24 protein-coding genes and 1 tRNA gene are annotated in these 20,315 nt (G+C 61.5%); 14 read left to right on the top strand and 11 right to left on the bottom strand.

Annotated elements, in window-relative coordinates:
• Positions 1–43 precede the first annotated feature (43 nt).
• Together AC1DIJ_RS05150 and AC1DIJ_RS05145 are read right to left on the bottom strand one after the other, a co-directional pair.
• Entirely contained in the window at positions 44–631 is a 588-nt protein-coding gene (locus tag AC1DIJ_RS05150) for a class I SAM-dependent methyltransferase (protein WP_112387061.1), read from the bottom strand.
• Between the two features lie 79 nt (positions 632–710).
• Positions 711–1,811 (bottom strand): branched-chain amino acid aminotransferase, encoded by a 1,101-nt coding sequence (locus AC1DIJ_RS05145; protein ID WP_112387062.1) that lies wholly within the window; start codon positions 1,809–1,811, stop codon positions 711–713.
• A gap of 283 nt (positions 1,812–2,094) precedes the next feature.
• Here AC1DIJ_RS05145 and AC1DIJ_RS05140 point away from each other — a divergent pair, with 283 nt between their 5' ends.
• On the top strand, positions 2,095–3,318 hold the full coding sequence (locus tag AC1DIJ_RS05140; protein ID WP_112387063.1) for an aminotransferase-like domain-containing protein: 1,224 nt from the start codon (positions 2,095–2,097) through the stop codon (positions 3,316–3,318).
• A 103-nt stretch (positions 3,319–3,421) separates the two neighbouring features.
• The gene (locus AC1DIJ_RS05135) at positions 3,422–3,868 is read left to right on the top strand and encodes a GNAT family N-acetyltransferase (protein ID WP_112387064.1); all 447 of its coding nucleotides are present in this window, start codon (positions 3,422–3,424) and stop codon (positions 3,866–3,868) included.
• Between the two features lie 57 nt (positions 3,869–3,925).
• On the opposite strand, the gene AC1DIJ_RS05130 is transcribed toward AC1DIJ_RS05135, so the two are convergent.
• Complete coding sequence (locus AC1DIJ_RS05130; protein ID WP_112387065.1) at positions 3,926–4,984, bottom strand: aldo/keto reductase; 1,059 nt, start codon at positions 4,982–4,984, stop codon at positions 3,926–3,928.
• Positions 4,985–5,162: 178 nt separating this feature from the next.
• Here AC1DIJ_RS05130 and AC1DIJ_RS05125 point away from each other — a divergent pair, with 178 nt between their 5' ends.
• From AC1DIJ_RS05125 to AC1DIJ_RS05095, 7 genes are all read left to right on the top strand, one after another.
• A complete protein-coding gene (locus AC1DIJ_RS05125) occupies positions 5,163–6,143 on the top strand; it encodes an ABC transporter substrate-binding protein (protein WP_112387462.1) in 981 nt (326 codons plus the stop codon).
• Positions 6,144–6,159: 16 nt separating this feature from the next.
• A complete protein-coding gene (locus tag AC1DIJ_RS05120; RefSeq protein ID WP_112387066.1) occupies positions 6,160–7,854 on the top strand; it encodes an ABC transporter permease in 1,695 nt (564 codons plus the stop codon).
• The gene (locus AC1DIJ_RS05115) at positions 7,842–8,870 is read left to right on the top strand and encodes an ABC transporter ATP-binding protein (protein WP_112387067.1); all 1,029 of its coding nucleotides are present in this window, start codon (positions 7,842–7,844) and stop codon (positions 8,868–8,870) included. Before AC1DIJ_RS05120 ends, AC1DIJ_RS05115 begins: the two co-directional genes overlap by 13 nt.
• A gap of 70 nt (positions 8,871–8,940) precedes the next feature.
• Positions 8,941–10,050, top strand: a complete 1,110-nt coding sequence (locus AC1DIJ_RS05110; protein WP_112387068.1) for an endonuclease/exonuclease/phosphatase family protein — start codon at positions 8,941–8,943, stop codon at positions 10,048–10,050.
• Positions 10,047–10,793: an NUDIX hydrolase gene (locus tag AC1DIJ_RS05105; protein WP_112387069.1), complete on the top strand. Its 747-nt coding sequence runs from the start codon at positions 10,047–10,049 to the stop codon at positions 10,791–10,793. Before AC1DIJ_RS05110 ends, AC1DIJ_RS05105 begins: the two co-directional genes overlap by 4 nt.
• 65 nt (positions 10,794–10,858) lie before the next feature.
• Positions 10,859–11,773 carry a PhzF family phenazine biosynthesis protein gene (locus AC1DIJ_RS05100; protein WP_112387070.1) on the top strand — a complete coding sequence of 305 codons (915 nt, stop codon included), beginning with the start codon at positions 10,859–10,861 and terminating at the stop codon, positions 11,771–11,773.
• 146 nt (positions 11,774–11,919) lie between these two features.
• Positions 11,920–11,995: transfer RNA gene (locus AC1DIJ_RS05095), tRNA-Lys, on the top strand.
• 90 nt (positions 11,996–12,085) lie between these two features.
• Here AC1DIJ_RS05095 and AC1DIJ_RS05090 read toward each other — a convergent pair.
• The 3 genes from AC1DIJ_RS05090 to AC1DIJ_RS05080 all read right to left on the bottom strand — a co-directional run bounded on the left by AC1DIJ_RS05090 (position 12,086) and on the right by AC1DIJ_RS05080 (position 13,469).
• Positions 12,086–12,394: a hypothetical protein gene (locus AC1DIJ_RS05090; RefSeq protein WP_112387071.1), complete on the bottom strand. Its 309-nt coding sequence runs from the start codon at positions 12,392–12,394 to the stop codon at positions 12,086–12,088.
• A 58-nt stretch (positions 12,395–12,452) separates the two neighbouring features.
• A complete protein-coding gene (locus AC1DIJ_RS05085) occupies positions 12,453–13,169 on the bottom strand; it encodes a YoaK family protein (RefSeq protein WP_112387072.1) in 717 nt (238 codons plus the stop codon).
• 93 nt (positions 13,170–13,262) lie between these two features.
• Positions 13,263–13,469, bottom strand: a complete 207-nt coding sequence (locus AC1DIJ_RS05080) for a hypothetical protein (RefSeq protein WP_112387073.1) — start codon at positions 13,467–13,469, stop codon at positions 13,263–13,265.
• A gap of 251 nt (positions 13,470–13,720) precedes the next feature.
• On the opposite strand from AC1DIJ_RS05080, the gene AC1DIJ_RS05075 reads away from it, so the two are divergent.
• The gene (locus AC1DIJ_RS05075) at positions 13,721–13,876 is read left to right on the top strand and encodes an entericidin (RefSeq protein WP_112387074.1); all 156 of its coding nucleotides are present in this window, start codon (positions 13,721–13,723) and stop codon (positions 13,874–13,876) included.
• Between the two features lie 45 nt (positions 13,877–13,921).
• Here AC1DIJ_RS05075 and AC1DIJ_RS05070 read toward each other — a convergent pair whose 3' ends face one another.
• Entirely contained in the window at positions 13,922–14,326 is a 405-nt protein-coding gene (locus AC1DIJ_RS05070) for a hypothetical protein (RefSeq protein WP_112387075.1), read from the bottom strand.
• A 311-nt stretch (positions 14,327–14,637) separates the two neighbouring features.
• Here AC1DIJ_RS05070 and AC1DIJ_RS05065 point away from each other — a divergent pair, with 311 nt between their 5' ends.
• On the top strand, positions 14,638–14,826 hold the full coding sequence (locus AC1DIJ_RS05065; protein ID WP_112387076.1) for a hypothetical protein: 189 nt from the start codon (positions 14,638–14,640) through the stop codon (positions 14,824–14,826).
• 15 nt (positions 14,827–14,841) lie between these two features.
• Here the strand turns inward: AC1DIJ_RS05065 and AC1DIJ_RS05060 are convergent, their stop codons facing one another.
• From AC1DIJ_RS05060 to AC1DIJ_RS05045, 4 genes are all read right to left on the bottom strand, one after another.
• Positions 14,842–15,078 (bottom strand): hypothetical protein, encoded by a 237-nt coding sequence (locus AC1DIJ_RS05060; protein WP_112387077.1) that lies wholly within the window; start codon positions 15,076–15,078, stop codon positions 14,842–14,844.
• 58 nt (positions 15,079–15,136) lie between these two features.
• Entirely contained in the window at positions 15,137–15,367 is a 231-nt protein-coding gene (locus AC1DIJ_RS05055; protein ID WP_112387078.1) for a hypothetical protein, read from the bottom strand.
• Positions 15,368–15,437: 70 nt separating this feature from the next.
• Positions 15,438–16,373: a DMT family transporter gene (locus AC1DIJ_RS05050; protein WP_112387079.1), complete on the bottom strand. Its 936-nt coding sequence runs from the start codon at positions 16,371–16,373 to the stop codon at positions 15,438–15,440.
• A 98-nt stretch (positions 16,374–16,471) separates the two neighbouring features.
• Positions 16,472–16,732 (bottom strand): hypothetical protein, encoded by a 261-nt coding sequence (locus AC1DIJ_RS05045; protein ID WP_112387080.1) that lies wholly within the window; start codon positions 16,730–16,732, stop codon positions 16,472–16,474.
• A 227-nt stretch (positions 16,733–16,959) separates the two neighbouring features.
• Between AC1DIJ_RS05045 and AC1DIJ_RS05040 the strand changes: the two genes are divergently transcribed.
• From AC1DIJ_RS05040 to AC1DIJ_RS05030, 3 genes are all read left to right on the top strand, one after another.
• The gene (locus AC1DIJ_RS05040) at positions 16,960–18,399 is read left to right on the top strand and encodes an MFS transporter (protein WP_477831256.1); all 1,440 of its coding nucleotides are present in this window, start codon (positions 16,960–16,962) and stop codon (positions 18,397–18,399) included.
• Between the two features lie 272 nt (positions 18,400–18,671).
• Complete coding sequence (locus tag AC1DIJ_RS05035) at positions 18,672–19,727, top strand: response regulator (protein WP_112387082.1); 1,056 nt, start codon at positions 18,672–18,674, stop codon at positions 19,725–19,727.
• 13 nt (positions 19,728–19,740) lie between these two features.
• Entirely contained in the window at positions 19,741–20,292 is a 552-nt protein-coding gene (locus AC1DIJ_RS05030; protein WP_112387083.1) for a DUF924 family protein, read from the top strand.
• Positions 20,293–20,315: the final 23 nt, after the last annotated feature.

Genomic DNA, 20,315 nt, shown 5'->3' with positions numbered 1-20,315 from the left:
TGATTGGAATTTCGGGAGGCCGGGGCGAAAGCTCCGGCCTTTTTCATTTGCGGGTGGTAACAAAGAGCCAGCGGGTCGGCTTGCCGTCGTATCCGCCGCCATCGGCTTCCGATAGTGCAATGTCGCGCCAGCCGCCTGAAGACAGGCATTCCGTCAACCAAGTGGCCGAGGGATAGTTGTAATAGCGGCCGAGGCCGTCATGGCCTTCTGCCTCGCCGCTCTTGAAGCTTGCATGCAGTGGGGCGCCGGCCTTCAAGGCGCGGTGGATGCGGGTGAAGACATCGGGGAGTTCGCCGCGGGGAACATGCAGCAGGCTGGCTTCGGCCCAGACGCCATCGAACGTGTCCACCGTCTCCAGATCCTGAAAGCGCATCACCGTTATAGGCCTGCCGATCAGCTTTTCCGCCTGTTTGGCGAGTTCGGAGGAGCCATCGGTCGGCGTTACATCGAAACCTTTCTCCAGCATGTAGGCGCTGTCCTGCCCGCCGCCGCAGCCGAGTTCGAGGATGTTCGCGCCCGATGGCAGGGCTGCGAGCAAAGCGTCGAGCCTTGCGGTTGGAAGCCGGCGCTCGCGGGACGCGTAGGTCTCGGCGTTGCCGTCATAAAAGGCTGAGGTTTCGTCTTTGGACACTTGCTCTGCTCCCTAAAGCAAGAAACCGGGCGAGAGGCCCGGTTTCCGTAAAACGTTTGGTGTTTCGGCCAAATGCTGATCAGGCCGGAATGAGACGGGTCCAGCCGCGCTCGTCATTGGTGGTGCCCTTCTGCAGGCCGACGAGCTGCTGGCGTAGATCGGTGGTCAGCTTGCCGGTATGGCCGTCGCCGACCAGGAACTCGCCGCCGGCATGGCGGACGAGGCCGATACCGGCGAGAACGGCCGCGGTGCCGCAGGCGAAGGCTTCGACGAGCTTGCCGCTCTTGGCATCGGCCTGCCATTCAGCGAAGGAATAGGGGCGCTGTTCGACGCGCAGGCCCTTTTCTTCGGCAAGCACGATGACAGAAGCGCGGGTGATGCCGGGCAGGATCGTGCCGCCGAGCGGCGGGGTGACGACCGATCCATCGTTCATGACGAAGAAGACGTTCATGCCGCCGAGTTCTTCGACCCAGCGGTGTTCGGCTGCATCGAGGAAGACGACCTGATCGCATTCTTTCTTTGAGGCTTCTGCCTGTGCTACGAGGCTGGCTGCATAGTTGCCGCCGCATTTTGCTGCACCGGTGCCGCCGGCGGCCGCGCGGGTATATTCGGTCTCGACCCAGAGCGAGACGGCCTTGGCGCCGCCCTTGAAATAGGCGCCGACCGGCGAGGCGATGACGCAGAAGATATATTCCTGCGCCGGGCGTACGCCGAGGAATGCTTCATTGGCGAACATGAAGGGGCGAAGGTAGAGGCTGGCATCACCCGTGGGGATCCAGTTCTTGTCGACGCGGACGAGCTCCTCGACGGCCTTCAGAAACAGTTCTTCCGGCACTGCGGGCATTGCCATGCGGGCTGCAGACTGGGCGAAACGGCGGGCATTTTCTTCCGGCCGGAAGAGCAGCACGCGGCCGTCATCGGCCTTGTAGGCCTTCATGCCTTCGAAGATTTCCTGGGCGTAGTGCAGCACGGCGCTTGCCGGGTCGAGTTCCAGCGGGCGGCGGGCGGTGACCTTTGCGTCGTGCCAGCCCTTGTCGGCCGTCCATTTCGCCAGAACCATGTGATCGGTAAAGACCTTGCCGAAGCCGGGCGTTTCGATCGCCTTGATGCGGTCTGCGTCGGAGACGGGAGATTTGTGGAATTCGATTGTGATTTCAGGAGAGGGCGACGTCGCGGTCATTGCTGGCACCTTGGTAGTCCATTGAATAATGCGCGGCACACTACTGCCGCCGCCCCCGTTTTGGAAAGGTCTGTTTCACCGAGTTTCGGCATTTCGTGAGCGGAATCGCGGCGGGATGCGGCGAATGTCCGGGGAGTTCCGCCCGATTTCCGTATGAGCAGGCCTTCTGGATGCCAATCCGTACGAACTTGTCACCGCGACAAGAAAATAGGTCAGCATTGTTGACATAAATTCCGGACCGTGATGATCTGCTGATATTATAAAAAGAGTGCGAGGAAACCCCATGTTGAACTGGGATGAAATGTTTGCGACGCGTTCGTCGCGGATGCGTGCGTCTGAGATTCGCGAGCTGCTGAAACTGCTCGACCAGCCCGATATCATCTCCTTTGCCGGCGGCATTCCGGATCCGGCGCTGTTTCCGGACAAGGAATTCAAGGCGGCCTATGCCGGCATCTTCGACGGCGCGGCGGTGAATTCGGCGCTGCAATATTCCGTCAGCGAAGGCTACAAGCCGCTGCGCGAATGGCTGGTGACGCAGATGGCCGGGCTCGGTATTGCCTGCGAGACCGAGAACGTCTTCATCGTCTCGGGTTCGCAGCAGGGGCTCGATTATCTCGGCAAGCTGTTCCTGTCGCCGAAGGATACCGCGCTGGTCACCTGGCCGACCTATCTCGGTGCGCTGCAGGCGTTCAACGCCTATGAGCCCTCCTACGACCAGCTGACGCCCAATGGCAACCGGACGCCGGACAGCTATCGCGCGGCGGCCGAAAAGCATGGCGGCAAGGTGAAGTTCGCCTATCTCTCCGCCGATTTCTCCAATCCGACCGGCGAGAGTGTCGATCGCGAAGGGCGCGAAAAGGTGCTGGCACTGGCCGAAGAGCTGGATGTCGCCGTCATCGAAGACGCTGCCTATCAGAACCTGCGCTATGACGGCGAGGTGATCCCGCCGATACTGGCGCTCGAGATCGCCAGGAAGGGTCATATCAACGATACCCGCACGATCTATTGCGGCAGTTTCTCGAAGACGCTGGCGCCGGGTCTGCGCGTCGGCTTCATCGTTGCCAATACCCAGGTCATCCGCAAGCTGGTGCTGATGAAACAGGCGGCCGACCTGCATTCCTCGACCATCAACCAGATGGCCATTGCCGAGGTGGCCGAGCGTGGCTTCGATGCGCAGGTGGCGAAGATCAAGGCGGCCTACAGCCATCGCCGCGATGCGATGCTTGATGCCCTTGCACGGCATATGCCTGCCGGCGTCAGCTGGACCAAGCCCGAGGGCGGGATGTTCATCTGGATCACCCTGCCTGAGGGCATGGATGGCGCGGCGCTACTTGCCAAGTCGATCGAGACCACGAGGGTCGCCTTCGTGCCCGGCAAGGCGTTCTTCGCCGACGGCTCGGGCGCCAGCACCATCCGCCTCAGTTTCTCCTGCGCCAACGATGCGGTGATCGAGGAGGGCATCGGCCGCCTCGGCAGGCTGGTGGCCGGTGAGATTGGTGCGCTTTAGGAGCCGGTCCGGCAAAGGTTGGCTTTTTCACGCCGGATGCTCGGTTGCATCGACTCGCCTCGCGCTGCATCTTCCCGCCAATTTCGAAGTTTGAGGGAAGACGATGAGCGGGATCAAGGTCAGGAGTGCTACTCCGTCGGATGTCGAGGAATTGGCAAAACTGATGGCTGAGCTGGGGTATCCGACAACGTCGGACAAAATGGCTACCCGAATCGAGCGGCTGAGCGACCGTCCGGACTATGCGATCTTTGTCGCCGATGAAGACGGTGCAGTGGCGGGAATGATCGCCTTGTCCGTCATTCCTACTCTCTATCGAGACGATCTCGATGGCGCCATTACAGCGCTGGTGGTTTCCTCGAACTTCAGAGGCAAAGGCATCGCCGGACTGTTGATTGCTCATGGCGAGCGCTGGCTATATGACCGCGGCGCCCGCCTCGCGACAGTGAAACCCAGCTCCCGCCGCGAAGACGCGCACCGCCTCTATGAACGTTGCGGGTATCAACATACCGGCTTGAGATTTACGAAGGCGCTTGAAGGGCTCGGCGGATAACGCTTCGCTGATCGCAAAGGAAATCGGCGCCCGAGGGCGCCGATTATGCTCTGATTTTTACGGGTTGAGATGCGGGGCGAGCAGCTCGAGATCGGCCTCGCTCAGCCTGTCGCTCGCGGTGTTGCGCTGGTGCCAGTAGGGATAGAGGAGCGGCGGGACGCTGACATCGTCGAGGCGCTTGCGCTCTTCGGCGGTCAACGTCAGTTCTGCGGCGGCGAGATTATCCTTGAACTGCGCTTCCGTGCGTCCGCCGATGACGACTGAAGTCACCGCCCGGCGGCCGATCAGCCAGGCGAGGGCTACCTGGGCGGCCGAGACACCGCGGCTTTCGGCAACCGAGACCAGCGCATCGACGATATTCCACAGGCGGTTCTCGTCGCGGATCGGCGGCTCCGGCCAGCCGGCGAACTGGCGGGTGCCCTCTGGTGTCGCCTGGTTGCGGCGGTGCTTGCCGGAGAGCAGGCCGGCGGCCAGCGGGCTCCAGACGAGAACGCCGAGGCCCTGGTCGATCGACACAGGCAGCAGCTCGTATTCGGCGTCGCGGGCTTCCAGCGTGTAGTGGATCTGCTGGCTGACGAAGCGCTGGTAATTGTGCTCGCGGGAAATACCGAGCGCCTTCATGATATGCCAGCCGGAAAAGTTCGAGCAGCCGATATAGCGGACCTTGCCCTGGCGCACGAGCGTATCGAGCGCTTCCATGGTTTCCTCGACCGGCGTCTGACCGTCCCATTCATGCAGCTGGTAGAGATCGATGACATCGGTCTTCATGCGGCGCAGGCTTGCCTCGCAGGCTTCGATAAGGTGCTGGCGCGAGGAGCCGACATCGTTCGGCCCGTCGCCCATGCGAAAGCGGGCCTTGGTGGCGAGCATGACGCCGCTTTTGCGCTTGCCGCCGAGCACTTCACCGATAATTTCCTCCGAGGCGCCGGACGAATAGACGTCGGCGGTATCGATCAGGTTGACGCCGGCATCCAGGCACATGTCGACGAGGCGGCTTGCTTCGGCCACATCCTGGCTGCCGGTTGCCTTGGCCCAGCCGACGCCGCCGAAGGTCATGGTGCCCATGGTGACTGTCGAGATTTTCAGGCCGGAACGGCCAAGCAGACGGTATTCCATAATTCTCTCTCCCAAAATTTGAACGGAAACACGCAATCCGCCGCAAGAAAATAGCGCTGGCGCGCTGCGGTCAAGCGCAGAGCTGATGTCACGCATCCGGCATCTTTGGCCGGATGTCACAATCATGTTATTCGGCCTGTCTATGGAACGGCTAACATTCACGCTCAGGGATATCGCCATGAACAAGAAGCTCTCCGCACTGGCCGCGCTGATCGCGGCAGGTCTTGCCTCCGTTTCGGCCCATGCCGGCAATCTGGTTCTCTATACCAGCCAGCCGAACGAAGACGCGCAGGCGACCGTCGATGGCTTCATGGCCGCCAATCCCGATATCAAGGTCGATTGGGTCCGCGACGGCACGCCGAAGATCATGGCGAAGCTGCAGGCCGAGATCGAAGCCGGCAATCCGGTTGCCGACGTGCTGCTGATCGCAGATACCGTGACGCTCGAGCGCCTGAAGGAAGCGGGCAAGCTGCTCGCCTACAAGTCGCCGGAAGCAGTCAACTACGACGCTGCGCTCTACGACGCCGATGGCTATTACTATTCGACCAAGCTGATCACCACTGGCATCATGTACAACACCTCCGCCGGCATGAAGCCGACGAGCTGGAAGGATCTGGCAAAGCCTGAGGCCAAGGGCCTCGTGACCATGCCGAGCCCGCTCACCTCCGGTGCGGCACTGATCCACGCGCAGACGCTGGCGGCTGTTCCGGGCCTCGGCTGGGATTACTACAAGGCGCTTGCCGGCAATGGTGCGACGGCTGCCGGTGGCAATGGCGCGATCCTGAAGTCGGTGGCTTCGGGCGAAAAGGCTTACGGCGTCGTCGTCGACTACATGCCGATCCGCGAAAAGGCCAAGGGCGCGCCTGTCGAGTTCGTGTTCCCGGAAGAGGGTGTTTCGGCCGTGACCGAACCGGTCGGCATTCTCGCCGGTGCCAAAAATGCCGACGCGGCGAAGAAATTCGTCGACTACGTTCTGTCGGAAAAAGGCCAGGAAGGCTTTCTGAAACTCGGCTATATTCCTGCCCGCAACGGCATGAACGTTCCGGAAGGCTTTCCGGCACGCGACAGCATCAAGGTGCTGCCGATCAACGCCGCTGAAGCACTGAAGAACACGGATCAGGATCTGAAGACCTTCTCGGGCATCTACGGATCGAATTGATCGAACCGGATCGCCGATGCAAGGTTATGTTCGTCCGGGAAACAGCCAGCCAGTCTGGCTGTTTCCTTTTATCGTTCTGGTGGTGCTTATTCTCAGCGTCCTGCCGCTGGTGCGGCTTGCTGCCGCCGGCATTGAGGCATTCGCAGAGGGCGGCGCAGCAGCGGTGCTCTCCGATCCGGCGCTCTGGTCCGCGACCTATTACACGCTGGTGACCGCCATTCTCGGCACCATCATTTCGCTGGTGATCGGCTGCATCTTCGCCTTCGTGCTGACGCTGACGGATATCCGCGGCAGGGGGCTCGTCAGCTTCCTTTTCGTGCTGCCGATGATGATCCCGCCGCAGGTGACGGCACTTGCCTGGGTGCAGATGTCCGGCCCCTCCAGTCCGCTTCTGAAGGCGCTTCATATCGCGCCGCCGCTCGGTACGCCTCAGCCGCTCTATTCGGTTGGCGGCATCGCGCTGCTCTATGGGGTACAGCATGCGCCGCTGGTTCACCTGGCGCTGCGGGCCAGTCTGATGAGCCTGCCGCGCGATGGCGTCGAGGCGGCGCGGCTATCGGGTGCGTCGAGCCTTCGCGTGTTCCGCGATATCATTCTGTCGCTGTCACTGCCCGGTGTCATCGCGGGTGCGGCGATATCCTTCGTTTCCTGCACCGGCAATTTCGGCATTCCCGCCATTCTCGGCATTCCGGCATCGATCTATACGCTGCCGACGCTGATCTTCTCGAAATTCTCCGCCTTCACCAGCCGGACGTTCGGCGACGTCGCGCTGCTTTCGGCCATCATCGCGCTGATCTCGGTCGCCGGTCTGGCGATACAGGACCGGGCGCTGCGCGGCCGCGACTACCGGGTGCTGGGCTTGTCGGGGGCGACCGCTGCCTTCGAGCTCGGATCGTGGAAGCTTCTCTTGACGCCGCTCCTCTGGCTCATCCTGTTTTTTATGCTGGCCGCGCCGTTCTTCGCGCTCGTCGCCGGTGCGCTGGTGCCTGCCTATGGCGTGCCGCTGACCTTCAAGACCATGACCTTCCATGCCTTCGACGAAATCCTTTTCCGGCAGGCGGTGACGCGGACGGCCTTCGTCAATTCGCTGTCGCTGGCCGCAGGTGCCGCGGTATGTCTCCTGCTGGTGACGATCCTGACCGCCTATGCGCTGAGCCGTCGCCGCGATCTCCTGGCGCGGACCGTCTCGAGCGTGATCGAAATTCCCTATTCGCTGCCCGGCATCGTCGTCGCAGTCTCGTTCATCCTCGTCTTTGCCGCGCCGCTGCCGGTGCTCAACATCACGCTTTACGGCACGGTCTGGATCATTTTGCTTGCCTATCTGTCGAGCTTCTTTGCCGTCAGCCTGAAGCCCGTCGTCAGCGCCTTCCATCAGCTGGATCCGGCGCTGGAAGAGGCGGCGCGCCTTTCGGGCGCCGGTTTCTTCCGCCGGCTGGCCGATATCATCGTGCCGCTGATTGCGCCGGCGGCCGGTGCCTCGGTCATTCTCGTCTTTCTGATCGCCTGCAATGAGCTCACGATTTCGGCGCTGCTCTGGTCGGCGGGGACGCAGACGCTCGGCGTGGCGATCTATAATCTCGACGACAGCGGCAGCTCGGATCTCGCTTCGGCTCTGTCCGTGCTGGTCGTGCTGATGGTCGTCTTCATGATGCTGCTTCTGGAATTGCTGGCAAAGCGGCTGCCCAAGGGAGTGGTGCCGTGGCGAAACTGACGCTCAATCATGTCAGCAAGGATTTCGGCACCGGGCGAACGGCGGTCGATGGGCTATCGCTCGATGTGCGGGAAGGCGGTTTCCTGGCGCTGCTCGGCCCTTCCGGCTGCGGCAAGACGACTGTTCTGAGGATGATCGCCGGTTTCGAGACGCCGACCGACGGGTCGATCCATCTCGGCGAGCGGCTGCTGGCCGATGCATCGCAGGCGCTGCCGCCCGAGAAGCGCAACATGGCGATGGTCTTCCAGTCCTATGCGCTGTGGCCGCATATGAGCGTTGCCGACAATGCCGGTTATCCGCTCAAGGTCAGGGGCATCACCGGCGATGCCTATCGCCGCAGGGTGCAGGAGGCGCTGGCGACCGTCAGGCTTGGCGATTATGCCGAGCGGCGCCCCGCGGACCTGTCGGGCGGCCAGCGGCAGCGTGTGGCGCTCGCCCGCTGCCTGGTAACGTCGCCGGATGTGGTGCTGCTCGACGAGCCGCTGGCCAATCTCGACCGCCACCTGAAGCAGGAAATGGAAGAGACCTTTCGCGAGTTTCACCAGCGTTCGGGCGCGACGATGATCTATGTCACGCATGATCAGAGCGAGGCGATGGCCCTGGCGACCGATGTCGCCGTGATGTCCGAAGGACGGCTGCTGCAGGTCGCGCCACCTGCCGAAATCTATGCCCGTCCGGAGGGGCGCATGGTCGGCGGATTGATCGGCCGCGGTGCGATCCTTCGCCTGAGGTCTCCTGCCGGTGATGCCAGAAGCCTTGACTGGGAAGCGATGCGCGAGGCGCTCGGCGGCGCGGCCGCCGATGGCGCCGGCAGCGATATCCTCGTTCGACCTGAAGATGTGAGCGTTGGCGGCGAAGGTATCCCTGCGCTGGTCGAATCCGTGCTGTTCGAGGGCGAGCGCTACGCGCTGAAGCTGTCGCTGGCCGATGGGCAGATCCTGCGCGCTTTCAGCCGCGAGCCGGTTTCGGCGGGCGACCGGCTGGCTGTCACCGTGCGGTCGGCCTGGCGGCTCTGATCGCTTTGCGGCCTTCACGAACGCGATTTTCGACTCTACTAATGGCTGCGATGCCAACCGGGAATGCCTGATGTCGCTTCGCCTTGCCACGTTCAACGTCGAAAACCTGATGACGCGTTTCGACTTCACCGGCTTTCGCAACCAGCTGCGCCAGGACCGCGTCATCCAGCTCTTCGAAGTGCGCAACGAAGGTGTCTACCAGCAGCTGGAGCAGGCGCGTGTGGTTGCCTCCACCGATGACACGCGGCAGATGACGGCGCTCGCGATTGCCGATGCCGACGCCGATATCCTCTGCCTGCAGGAGATCGACAACATGGCGGCGCTGCAGGCCTTCGAATACGGCTACCTCTTCCGCATGGTCGGCAATGGCTACCGGCAGAAATATCTGGTCGAGGGCAATGACAGCCGCGGCATCGACGTCGCCGTGCTGATGCGCGAGGAGACCCGCGACGGCCAGAAGATCGAGCTTCGCGAGATCAAGAGCCACGCGATGATGACCTATCGCGATCTCGGCCTGTTCGACGACACACTGGCGCCGCATGGACATATGGACGACAAGGTGTTCAAGCGCGACTGCCTGGAGCTCGATCTCCTGATCGGCGGCGTGCCGTTCACGCTCTATGTCGTGCATTTCAAATCGATGGGCAGTCCGCGCGATGGCCTCGATGGAAGGCAATCGACCATGCCGGTGCGGCGGGCCGAGGTGAGGGCGGTGCGGCGGATCATCGAGGATCGATTCGGCGCGGGCGCGACAGCCTCGAAGAATTTCGCCATCTGCGGCGACATGAATGATTATCAGGAGCGCGTCGACGTGATCGGAAGCCGGCGGACCGGCTACCGCTTCGAGCATCGCGACGAGACGGAAAGTGCGCTCGACGCTTTCAGCCATGACGGTTTTGCGGAGAATGTCATGCGCCGCCGCGACCCGATCGATCGCTGGACGCTTTACCACGCCCGCGGCCCGCAGGAGCAGTGGCTTTGTCAGCTCGACTATATCTGGCTGTCACCGGCGCTTTCCGCCGCCAATGCCGGGCGCAAGCCCGAGATCATCCGCAACGGCCAGCCCTTCCGCACCGTGTTTCCGCCGGGCCAGGAGGTGGAGCGCTATCCGCGCACAGGCTGGGACCGGCCGAAAGCATCCGACCATTGCCCCGTAGTCATGACATTGGATTTAAAATGAATTCCATATTTTCCGAGGATCTTGCCGGCTGGCCGCCGAAGCAGACCGTATTTCCCGTCGCCGCCCTGAACCTTCGGGTGCTCGATGGCGAACATCCGTACCGCGAATCGCGGCGAGACGAGATCGCCGCGAACTGGAAGGCTGAAGTCGAGGCCAATCCGGCTCTGTTCGACGGGCGCATGGTGTTTCAGCACCAGTTGGCATTCGGGGAGGAGGGGCTACAGGGGCAGGGATATATCATACCCTTCTCGACCTTCATGTACTGGCGCCGCCAGCAGGATCGCATGGGCGGCATGCATCTCTTCGCCTATCCTGTCATCGAAAGCTCCGACGGCGCGCTGGTGGCGATCCGCATGGGCGCGCATACCGCCAATCCCGGGCAGGTCTATTTCGCCGCCGGTTCGCTGGAGCCCGAGGATATCGTATCCGGTGTCTGCGATGTCGAATTCAACATGCGCCGCGAGGTGCTGGAGGAAACCGGCCTCGACCTTGCCGATTCGACGCCGGGCGAACGCTATTATGCCAGCCATTTCAGGCGCACGGTGACGGTCTTCCGGCTGTTCCGCTTCGATCTGACCGCCGACGAGATCGTCGAGAGGATCGCGGCCCATATGCTTGTTGCCGAGGACAAGGAAATCGCCGGTGCGGTTGCTATCCGTTCGGCCGATCACGCCGCCTTTCCCTATAACGTCGCGATGTTCCCGGTGATCGATTGGTATTTCGGTAATCCAATCGAAACCTGATATCTTGCACTCGTTTCGCCGGTCGGGCAGGTTGAGCCTTCGATGACCGATTCAAGGAGGCCGATGTGGCGCGCAGCTACAGCGTCTATGACGTGTTCACCGACCGCAAGCTCGCCGGCAATCCGCTGGCCGTCATCTTCGACGGCGAGGACTTGAGCGATGAGGCGATGCAATCGATCGCCCGTGAGACCAATCTTTCCGAAACCGTCTTCGTCCAGAAGGCAACGAATCCGGCTTACAGCGCCAGGATCCGCATCTTCACGCCGGGGCGCGAACTGCCGTTTGCTGGTCACCCGACCGTCGGCACCGCGATCGCGCTGGCCGAGCGGACACATGGCAAGGATGGGGCGCTCGATCTCGTCTGCGTGCTGGAGGAGAATGTCGGCCCGGTGCGCTGTGCCGTGAAGCTTCGCGAGGGCGAGGCGAGCTTCGCCGAGTTCGACCTGCCGCGCAAATCGCAGCAGATCAGCATGCCGCTCGAAAAGCTCGGGATCGCCAACGCGCTCTCGCTGAAGGTGACCGAGATCGGCTTCGAGAATCACGTGCCCTGCATCTGGAGCGCCGGCGTGCCGTTCCTGCTGGTGCCCATCCACGATATCGGCGCGGCCAAGCGCATGGAGTTCGATCCGCAGCTTTGGGAAAAGACCGTGCCCTTCGTCGACGGGGCCTTGGCGTCCGCCTATATCTATTGCCGCGGCGGACCGAACCATTCGGCGAGGTTCCATGCCCGGATGTTTGCGAGCGGAATGGGGATCACCGAAGACCCGGCGACGGGCTCCGCGGTCGCCGCATTGTCGGGCGCGATCCATCATTTCGACCGGCTGCCCGATGGCCATCACCCGATCACCGTCGAGCAGGGTGTGGAAATGGGGCGGCCCTCGATGATCCATCTTCACATGGATGTGGAGGGCGGGGCGATCTCGAATGCCCGGATCGGCGGCCAGGCAGTGCGTCTGGCAACGGGTTCGCTCGACCTTTGATTTCATTGCATTTCAGCCATGCAGAAAAATCTCCGAATTAATCGAAGAATTTTTCCAGGGGCGCTAGACAAGGTCGAATATCCTGTTTATACGCCCCCTCACACCGCGCAGAGATGCACGGGACACCGGCGGAAACGCTAGGGAATGGGTGATTAGCTCAGTTGGTAGAGCAGCTGACTCTTAATCAGCGGGTCGTAGGTTCGAGCCCTACATCACCCACCATCTTCTCTTTGAAAAGATTAGATATATCGCTGATGACGCAGGCGGCCGAAAGGCCGCTTTTTCGTTTCTTCGGCCATGCGTCTGCGGCTGTCAGTGCGGGAATTTGTTGTAAAAAGATTCCGGATCGTAGACGCAGGCATAGTCGAGCACGCATTGCTTGCCCGTGGCGTCTCTGAGGCTCGTGGTTGCCCACTTGTCGCCCAGACGGCACTGCGACGGCGGGTGACGGAAACTGCGGCCACCGATGCCGATCCGGACGAAGACCGCCGGGTTCTGGCGGATGATCTTTGCCAGTTCCTCGCAGGAATGGTCGCGCGCCTTGACCTCGATCGCGTCGAGCGCAAGGGCTGCCGATGGCAACAGGGCGGCTGCGGCAAGCGCGGCAATCAGGATCTTCATTCTAGCCTCCAGTTCGGGCCACTGATCGCTCTCTTGCGGCCTCATCCCAATCAGATGGTTATGTTTTCGTCCCCGGCAAGGCCGCTGCCGTGCGGCCGCGCAGATAGCCGGCACACAGAGCCAGCAGGATGATTGCGAAGACACAGAAGACCATCCCGCCTGCCAGCTTGTAGCCAAGCACGCCAGCGACGCCGCCCAGCAGGAAGGAAAGGATCGTGGTACCGTGCAGGCTCAGGCGGCGGACGGTCTGCGCCCGGTCGGATGCGGTGCTGTTGCCGATCAGAAGCGCAAGACCGACACCGATATCAGTTGCGATGCCGGAGACATGGGTAGTTCGCACCCGGCTGCCTGATATGCGAGTCGAGGCGGCGTTCTGGATGCCCATGGTGAAGGCAAGCAGGCCGGCAATGGTGATTCCGCCGAAGGCCGATGAAGCGGTGTAGACGCCGACGCCCATCAGGAGGGCGGATTCGGCCAGCAGAGTCAGCGCATAGATATTCGAAAGCCGCCGTTGCCTGCCAATCTCGATGAACAACGAGGCGCAGAAGGCGCCGAGGATGAACATCACGACGATGGTCGCAAAGGCGATGGCGGCGTTGAGTTCACGGATGGACAGATGATCGGAGATCATCGAGACGTTGCCTGTCATGTTCGCCGAGAAATAGCCGAAGGCCAGATATCCGGCACTGTTGACGCCGCCAGCGACGAAGGCGAGGGCGGTTGCAAGAAGCAGATCGATCTTCGATGTCCGGCTTTCGCCTTCATGGACCAGCATGTGCAGACGGCTCGCTGAAACGGCTTTGCGATTGCCGCAGTCAGCCGTGAGTCTCGCTGTAGCGCAAGCTGCTAGAAATAGCCGGTGGCGGCCTCAGGCGGAGAGGCGGTGGAGGGCTGCGGTTTCGCCGTCCTGGCGGTACTCCCAGCCATCAGCGGTGATCCGGCGCCATGTCGGCTGGCCGTCGCGCGTGAAGGCGCCGTCGATGGTGCTGTGCGGCGGGTAGGGTGGCGTGCATTCGTGCCAGATATAGCTGTTCGGCGGTGGCGGATTCAGGAACTTGGCCAATCTCTTGAACATGTCGGATCCCGAAGGTGGAGAGGCCCGCCGCTTTTGGGGTGAGGCGGGCCTACGAACAGGAGGCATAACGCAAAACAGGCGCCTCGTTATTCTTGTAACATCCGCCGCTGAGGATTTCGCGTGACATGGCCGTGACACAGGCTTTTTCACGGCCGTGTTGAATAAAGCGGCGCGTGCCTGCCGCGGCTATTGATTTCGGCGAGCTTGGTAACATCTTCATCCCATTGCCAGTTTCGACACAGGGGATATCAATGCCGAAATTTTCTCTCGCTTTCGTCTGCCTTTCCGCTCTCTTGCTTGCGTCCTGCGGAAATACCGCCTGGGGCTTGAAGCGTGACGGCCAGGACGCGAGCCACGCGATGGACAATGCCACGCATCGCGTGCTGTCTGCAGGCGCGAAGAAATAGCGCCGTCCGCTGGCGAACGGCGCCTGATGCTGATGCCGGATGCGGCTAGCGCAGCGGCTGCGGCGTCGGTGTGGCGACGCTGTCTTTCGGCGAAAAGATGACGAAAGCAAACAGCAGCACGCCGGCGAAGACGATCAGAGAGGAGACCGCCACCAGCGGCTCCATCGCCATGTTGCCTTCGAGCATCATGTAGAGCGCCGGGACCATGATCGCGACGCCCAGCGTATAGACATAATATTGAATCATCGCGATCCGCCGCTCTGCCTTCTTCGGATTGAGCGCATAGTAGCCTCCGAACAGCGCCATGCTGACCCAACCCAAGAGATTACAGTGCGCATGGGCGCCGATGACGGTGTGATCTTCCGATATCGCCATCTTCAGTCCGATCGATATACCGATGATGAAGAAGATAACGGCAGTCTTGAAGTACAGTTCTGCTAGGCGCGGCATGACATTTTCCCTCTGTTAACCCACAGCAAGAATACCACCTGTTCCGGCATGGGAAAATCCATGCTTTGTTAGTGGTCTCGCCCTATTTTTTCTTCGAGGGAAAAGAAACCCCGCCGAAGCGGGGGTAGCTGGGGAAGTGAGAGTAAAAGCGATCTCCATCGCCAGGAATGAGGTAGGGCACGGCCAGCGACAGGCCAGCCCTGGGGAGTGGAAATTTCTGGCCGGGTTATGGTTAATTTTTTAACTATATGGGCGTTAGGGTGGAACGGAAGCGAGCTGCTTGCCGTTAAGGCAGCGAACTGGAGGAAACGATGATCTTTAAAATTTTTGCCGCAAAATCGGAAGTCCAGAGCGACGATACCGGTACCTATGCGGATGGCCTTTTCGACAGCCAGCGCATCGATGTCAGCACCCGCCGCGACGGGCGCTACCGCTCTTCGCATGAGCGTGACTACGGTCCGGGCCGCAAGGTTGCAGAAATGCCGCTCGGGCTTGCCTGAGCGCTTTCTCCGGCGTCAGGCAGTCTTTTCCGTCAATGCCCGGAAGGGAAATTTCCGGGCGCATTCGCAGCGGATGATATAGGTCTCCTGGAAGTTGGAGGCCTTTTCCTCGAAGAACCCGCGCGGCATTTTATCGACCAGGAAAGCCGGGTGCTTGCGGGTCGGGTGATCGTCTTCCGAGACTTCCGCGATACCGCTGTTGCCGCATTGCGGGCAAGTGAGCTTCTTCGAAAAACGGTCGCGTGCGGCCATCTGCTATCCTCTTCAACTGAGCCGGTCATACAGACGAAATCCGCGCCGGGAAAGCCGTTCACGGCGCCGGCGCCTCGATATGCTGTGGTTTCGGCGTCGAGCCTGTGGTTGCCGGATCCGGCCAGGGCGAAATCGCCACCGTTCCGGCGATGATGACCGCGACGATGGCGCCGGCGATCCCGAAGGTCCAGATCAGCCAGCTGCGGCGCTCCGCCGCGTAGATACGCTGTTCTTCCTCTGCCGGGGAAAGCGAGGGTTGCCGGCCCTCGTCTGGTTTTGTGTCAGCCATGAAGCCTCCGTTGTTTTATGGGGAACAGGCCGCTGACGGGATTGTTCCGCTTACGAAGCCTCAAATCGGATCAGTCGGTTGCTGCCGTGGTGACTGCGGGCGCCTGATTGTCGGTCGATACCACGGCCGTTGGCAGCGGTGTGCCGCGCTTGCGTTCGCGGATCAGCGTCAGCAGTCCGGAGCAGATAATCAGCGCGATGCCGCCTGCCATCGGCAGGTCTATGGCGTCGTCGAAGATCAGGTAGCCGAAGGCGATCGCCCAGATCATCTGGCTGTATTGCGGCGGGGCGACGAGGCTGGCCGGCGCCAGGCGGGCGGCGCTCATCAGCAGCACGTTGCCGATCGCCCCGAGTATGCCGTAGCTGGCAATGAAGAACCATTCCTGCGCGGTCGGCACAGCGATGTTGGAGATCATCAGCAGGCCGCTGACCGTCAATGTTCCAAGAAGACCGGCGCCGTAGAGGGAGAGCCGCTTTTCGGCCGGTCCCATGGCGCGCAGGATGACGATCGAGATCGCCGCGCTGAGGCCGCCGATCGCGGCCGCCAGATGGCCGACCGACAATTCGCGGAAGCCCGGGCGAAGGACGATCAGCACGCCGATGAAGCCGACGACGACAGCGGTCCAGCGCTGCCAGCGGACATCTTCCTTGAGGAAGATGACCGACAGGATGGTGACGAAGGACGGAAGCAGGAAGAGTAGGCAGAAGGCCTCGGCCATCGGCAGCTTGGTGAAGGTGATGATCGAGGCGATGGCGCCGACGGCACCGCAGACGAAACGAAGCATCCAGAGCGTGCGGTTCGACGTCTTGACCATGTCGAACCAGCTATCGTCCCTGGACTTGATGAACGGCATGACGACGAGACCGAAAGCGCAGCCGAGGAAGGCGATCTGATAGGCGGGGATGGCGCCGTGCAGGATCTTGATGGAAGCGTCGCTGAAGGCAAAAACGGCGTAAGCCGCAAACGCGACGAGAACGCCGCGGAGCGGCGAGGCAGAAGAGGGCATGATATAGAATCGCGTTTGAGAGGGATCGCACCCTCACATACGCAAGAAAAGCAGGCGCGGGCAGGGGTGACCGCGAATAGCTGCCATGCGGTACCCGGTCAGCTTGCCTCGCTGCGTAGCTGCGCTCCGTATTCACGATAGATGCTCAGGCAATCCGTATAGCTGAGCGTGCCCTTGCCGCCATAGATGATATGGACGCTCGATGCATCGGTGGCCGCCTGTTCGACGACGAAGAGAATGGCATCACCAAGCGATTTGCCGGTGATCGGATTGTCTGTGCCGTCATCCTGGGTCATTCCTTCAACGACGGCTTCAATCTTACGGTTGCTGAAAACGGTGCGTCTGTCTTCCGGCGTCATGAAAATGTCCTCAATCGAAAAAAGTGGCGAATTGCCCTTACGATCGAAGAACGTGCGGCGAGGCGTTTTGTGCCAAGCGAACCGTCAGATGATGCAAGATTTGGCCTTTCCGGTATCCGATAACCGGCGTATGCACTGTCATCGCCCTGCCGGCTGGCCTTTTCGGCTGCTTCATGCCGGTGCCACAAAGTTGCAATCGCATTGGCCACTCGATGACCCCGGCGGACATGACAGACACTTCTAACGAAGCCGCCAGCGCACGCCAGGCGAAGATCGTGGCGCTCGTCGTCGCCGTATCCTTCTTCATGCAGATCCTCGACGGCACCATCGTCGCGACCTCGCTGCCGCAGATGGCGGCGAGTTTTGGTGTGCAGCCTGTCTCGATGAGCATCGGCATCACCGTCTACATGCTGACCATGTCGGCCTTCATTCCGCTGTCCGGCTGGCTCGGCGACCGCTTTGGCGCCCGGCGGGTGTTCCTGCTCTCGATCGCCGTGTTCACTGCGGCGTCGCTGTTCTGCGGTCTTTCGAGCAGCTTGGGCGAATTCATCATTGCCAGGGCGATCCAGGGCGCAGGCAGCGCCCTGATGACGCCCGTCGGACGGATCATCGTCCTGAAGAACGCCCGGAAATCGGAGCTCGTCCAGGCGATCGCACTGATCACCTGGCCGGCGCTGACGGCGCCGGTCGTCGGCCCCGTGCTCGGCGGCTTCATCACAACCTATGCCAGCTGGCACTGGAATTTTCTCATCAATATTCCGATCGGCCTGATCGGCCTTGCGCTGGTGCTGCGCTTCGTTCCTGAACAGCGGGAGGAGGAGGCCGGGCGGCTCGATGTCCTCGGCTTCGTGCTGAGTGCTGCAGGGCTGACTTTGCTGCTGGCGGCACTTGAGTTGTCGGTGAAATGGAGCGGCGGGCTGCTGCCCGTCGCGGCGATGTTTGGCGGCGGCGTGCTGTTTTCCTATCTTGCGACGCGACATTTCCTGAAAGTGCCCAATCCGCTGCTCGACCTGTCGGCCTTCAAAGTGCAGACGTTTGCCTTGTCGACACTATCGGCGGGTACTGCCTGCCGGGTCGCCATCAATGCGACGCCGTTCCTGCTGCCGCTGCTGTTTCAATTGGGCTTCGGCATGAGCTCGATTGCGGCTGGCGCCTATCTGCTCGTCTATTTCCTTGGCAATCTCGGCATGAAGACGGTGACGACGCCGTTGCTGGCGATCTTCGGGTTCCGTAACGTCCTTGTCGTCAACGGTCTCATCGCCTCGGGCTCGATCATCGCCTGCGGATTTTTCGGCGAGAATACATCGACGCTGCTGATCTACGCGGTTCTCTTCATTGCCGGGCTTTCGCGATCGATGGAGTTTACGGCGCTCAACACGCTATCTTTCGCCGATATCCATGCAGCGCAGCGCAGTTCTGCGTCGACCCTGTCGAGCATGCTGCAGCAGGTGTCGATGCTGCTTGGCGTGGCGGTCGCTGCGGCCGCCCTCAACATCTCGGCTGCGAGCCGCGGCGCGCAGCGTCCGGAGCTTGCGGATTTCCGCTGGGCGTTTCTAACCATCGGCATCATCGGTGTGATCGCCTGCCTGCGTTTTATCAAGCTTCCCGATAATGCAGGGGCCGAGGTTTCGCGCCACCGCCGTTATGTGAAAAAACTGGAAAAGTGATGGAACCATTTCCGCCCGCAGGCGTTTTCAGCGCGGGTGAGTGTGTCTTCCTGAGTTTTACCTTTCACATATTGCGCCTCTGCCGGTTCTTCCGGGAGGCTGAGGTCTTATTGCCGGATGAGTTCGTTTGAAATCGGACAGTCGATTCAGTTGCCGGGAAGCGGAGGATTTGCCGCTGTTTACGCGCGATGATCGATGCAATACCACAATCGGGAGCAGACGATTCGGCCGACAGGCTGCCACGTTTCTGCGCGGCAGAGTCCGGAGGCGGAATGGGTGAGGTCAAAGGCGATACGGAGAAGACGATCCGTATCCTCTACATCGACGACGATGAAGCACTGGCCATGCTAATGCGCCGGAATCTGTCGCGGCGCGGCTTCACCGTCGAATGGGCCGAAGATGGCGCAACCGGCCTGAAGCGGGTTGCCGAAGGTGCAATCGATGCCGTCATTCTGGACCATTTCCTGAAGGCCGAGACCGGGCTCGACATTTTGCCGAAGCTGATGGAGCTGCCGGATCATCCGCCGGTCATCTATGCAACGGCTTCCGGCGATACCAGCGTTGCCGTCGCGGCCCTGAAGGCCGGCGCCGACGACTATGTGCTGAAGGGAATCTCGCACGACTATTTCGACCTTCTGGCGGCGGCCCTCCAGCAGGGGCTGGAGCGGGCGCGGTTCCGCCGCGACACGGCGCATGCGCAGGAGGTTATCCGCCAGCAGCGCGACCACGCGGAAATGCTGCTCGCCGAGGTCAACCACCGCATCGCCAACAGCCTTGGGCTTGTCGGCGCGCTGATCCGCATGCAGTCTTCGGTGACGACGGATCAGGTGGCGATCGACGCGCTGCAGGAAACGCAGATGCGCATCAACGCGATCGCCAGCGTACACCGCCGCCTCTATACGAACCGGCAGGTCGGTACCGTCCAGATCGATGAGTATCTAGGCAGCCTGCTCAGCGAACTCGAAGCGTCGATGCGTGACGACAAGCGGCCGCATCGCGTGGTACTGACGGCGCAGGCGGTCAATCTCGCCACCGACAAGGTGATCACGCTCGGCTTGATCGTCAGCGAACTGGTGACCAACGCCTTCAAATATGCCTATGGCGACGGCGTCGAGGGTGAGGTTCGCGTCATCATTGACCATACGGATGGCCAGCTTTCCGTGATCGTCGAGGACGACGGTGCGGGGTTCGACGATGCAAGCCCGGCCAAGGGAACCGGTCTCGGCACAAAGATACTGACGGCAATGGCCGCAAGTCTGAAATCCGAGCTCGGTTACGACCGCCAGCACCGCGGCACCCGGGCTACGCTCGTCTTTTCGATCAACTGAGCTGGAGGCCGTATTGGCAGCGATCTGTACGCCCGATGAGGTTTTGCGTTTCTGGCTGGAGGAATGCGGACGCGATCAATGGTTCCGTTCGTCCCCGGAGCTGGACTCGGAAATCACGGCGCGGTTTCGCGACACGCATCTGGCTCTGGCCGGAGGTGCCGTGGAAACATGGCGGGCGAGCCCGGAGCAGCGGCTGGCGGCAATCATCGTGCTCGACCAGTTTCCGCGGAATATCTACAGAGCGACGCCTCTCGCTTTTGCCACTGATCCTCTGGCACTGCGTGAAGCGAAGCTTGCCGTCGATGCGGGCGCCGACATGGCGATCGACGCGGCGCATCGCTGTTTCGTCTACATGCCGTTCGAGCATTCCGAGGTGCTGGCAGAGCAGGATCGCTCGGTGGCGCTGTTTGCGGCTCTCGGCGATGAGGAATATGCAGATTATGCCCGGCGTCACCGGGAGGTGATTGCTGCTTACGGACGCTTCCCGCATCGGAACCCCATTGTCGGGCGCGATTCCAGCGCGGCAGAACTTGCGTATCTGTCAAAGCCCGGCGCAGGCTTCTAACGGCGGATTTCGACTTCCGCCTT

This window comes from Rhizobium sp. 10N427, assembly GCF_056394605.1.
Note: the sequence above shows the minus strand (reverse complement) of the source record. Positions and strands in the feature narration are given on the sequence as shown.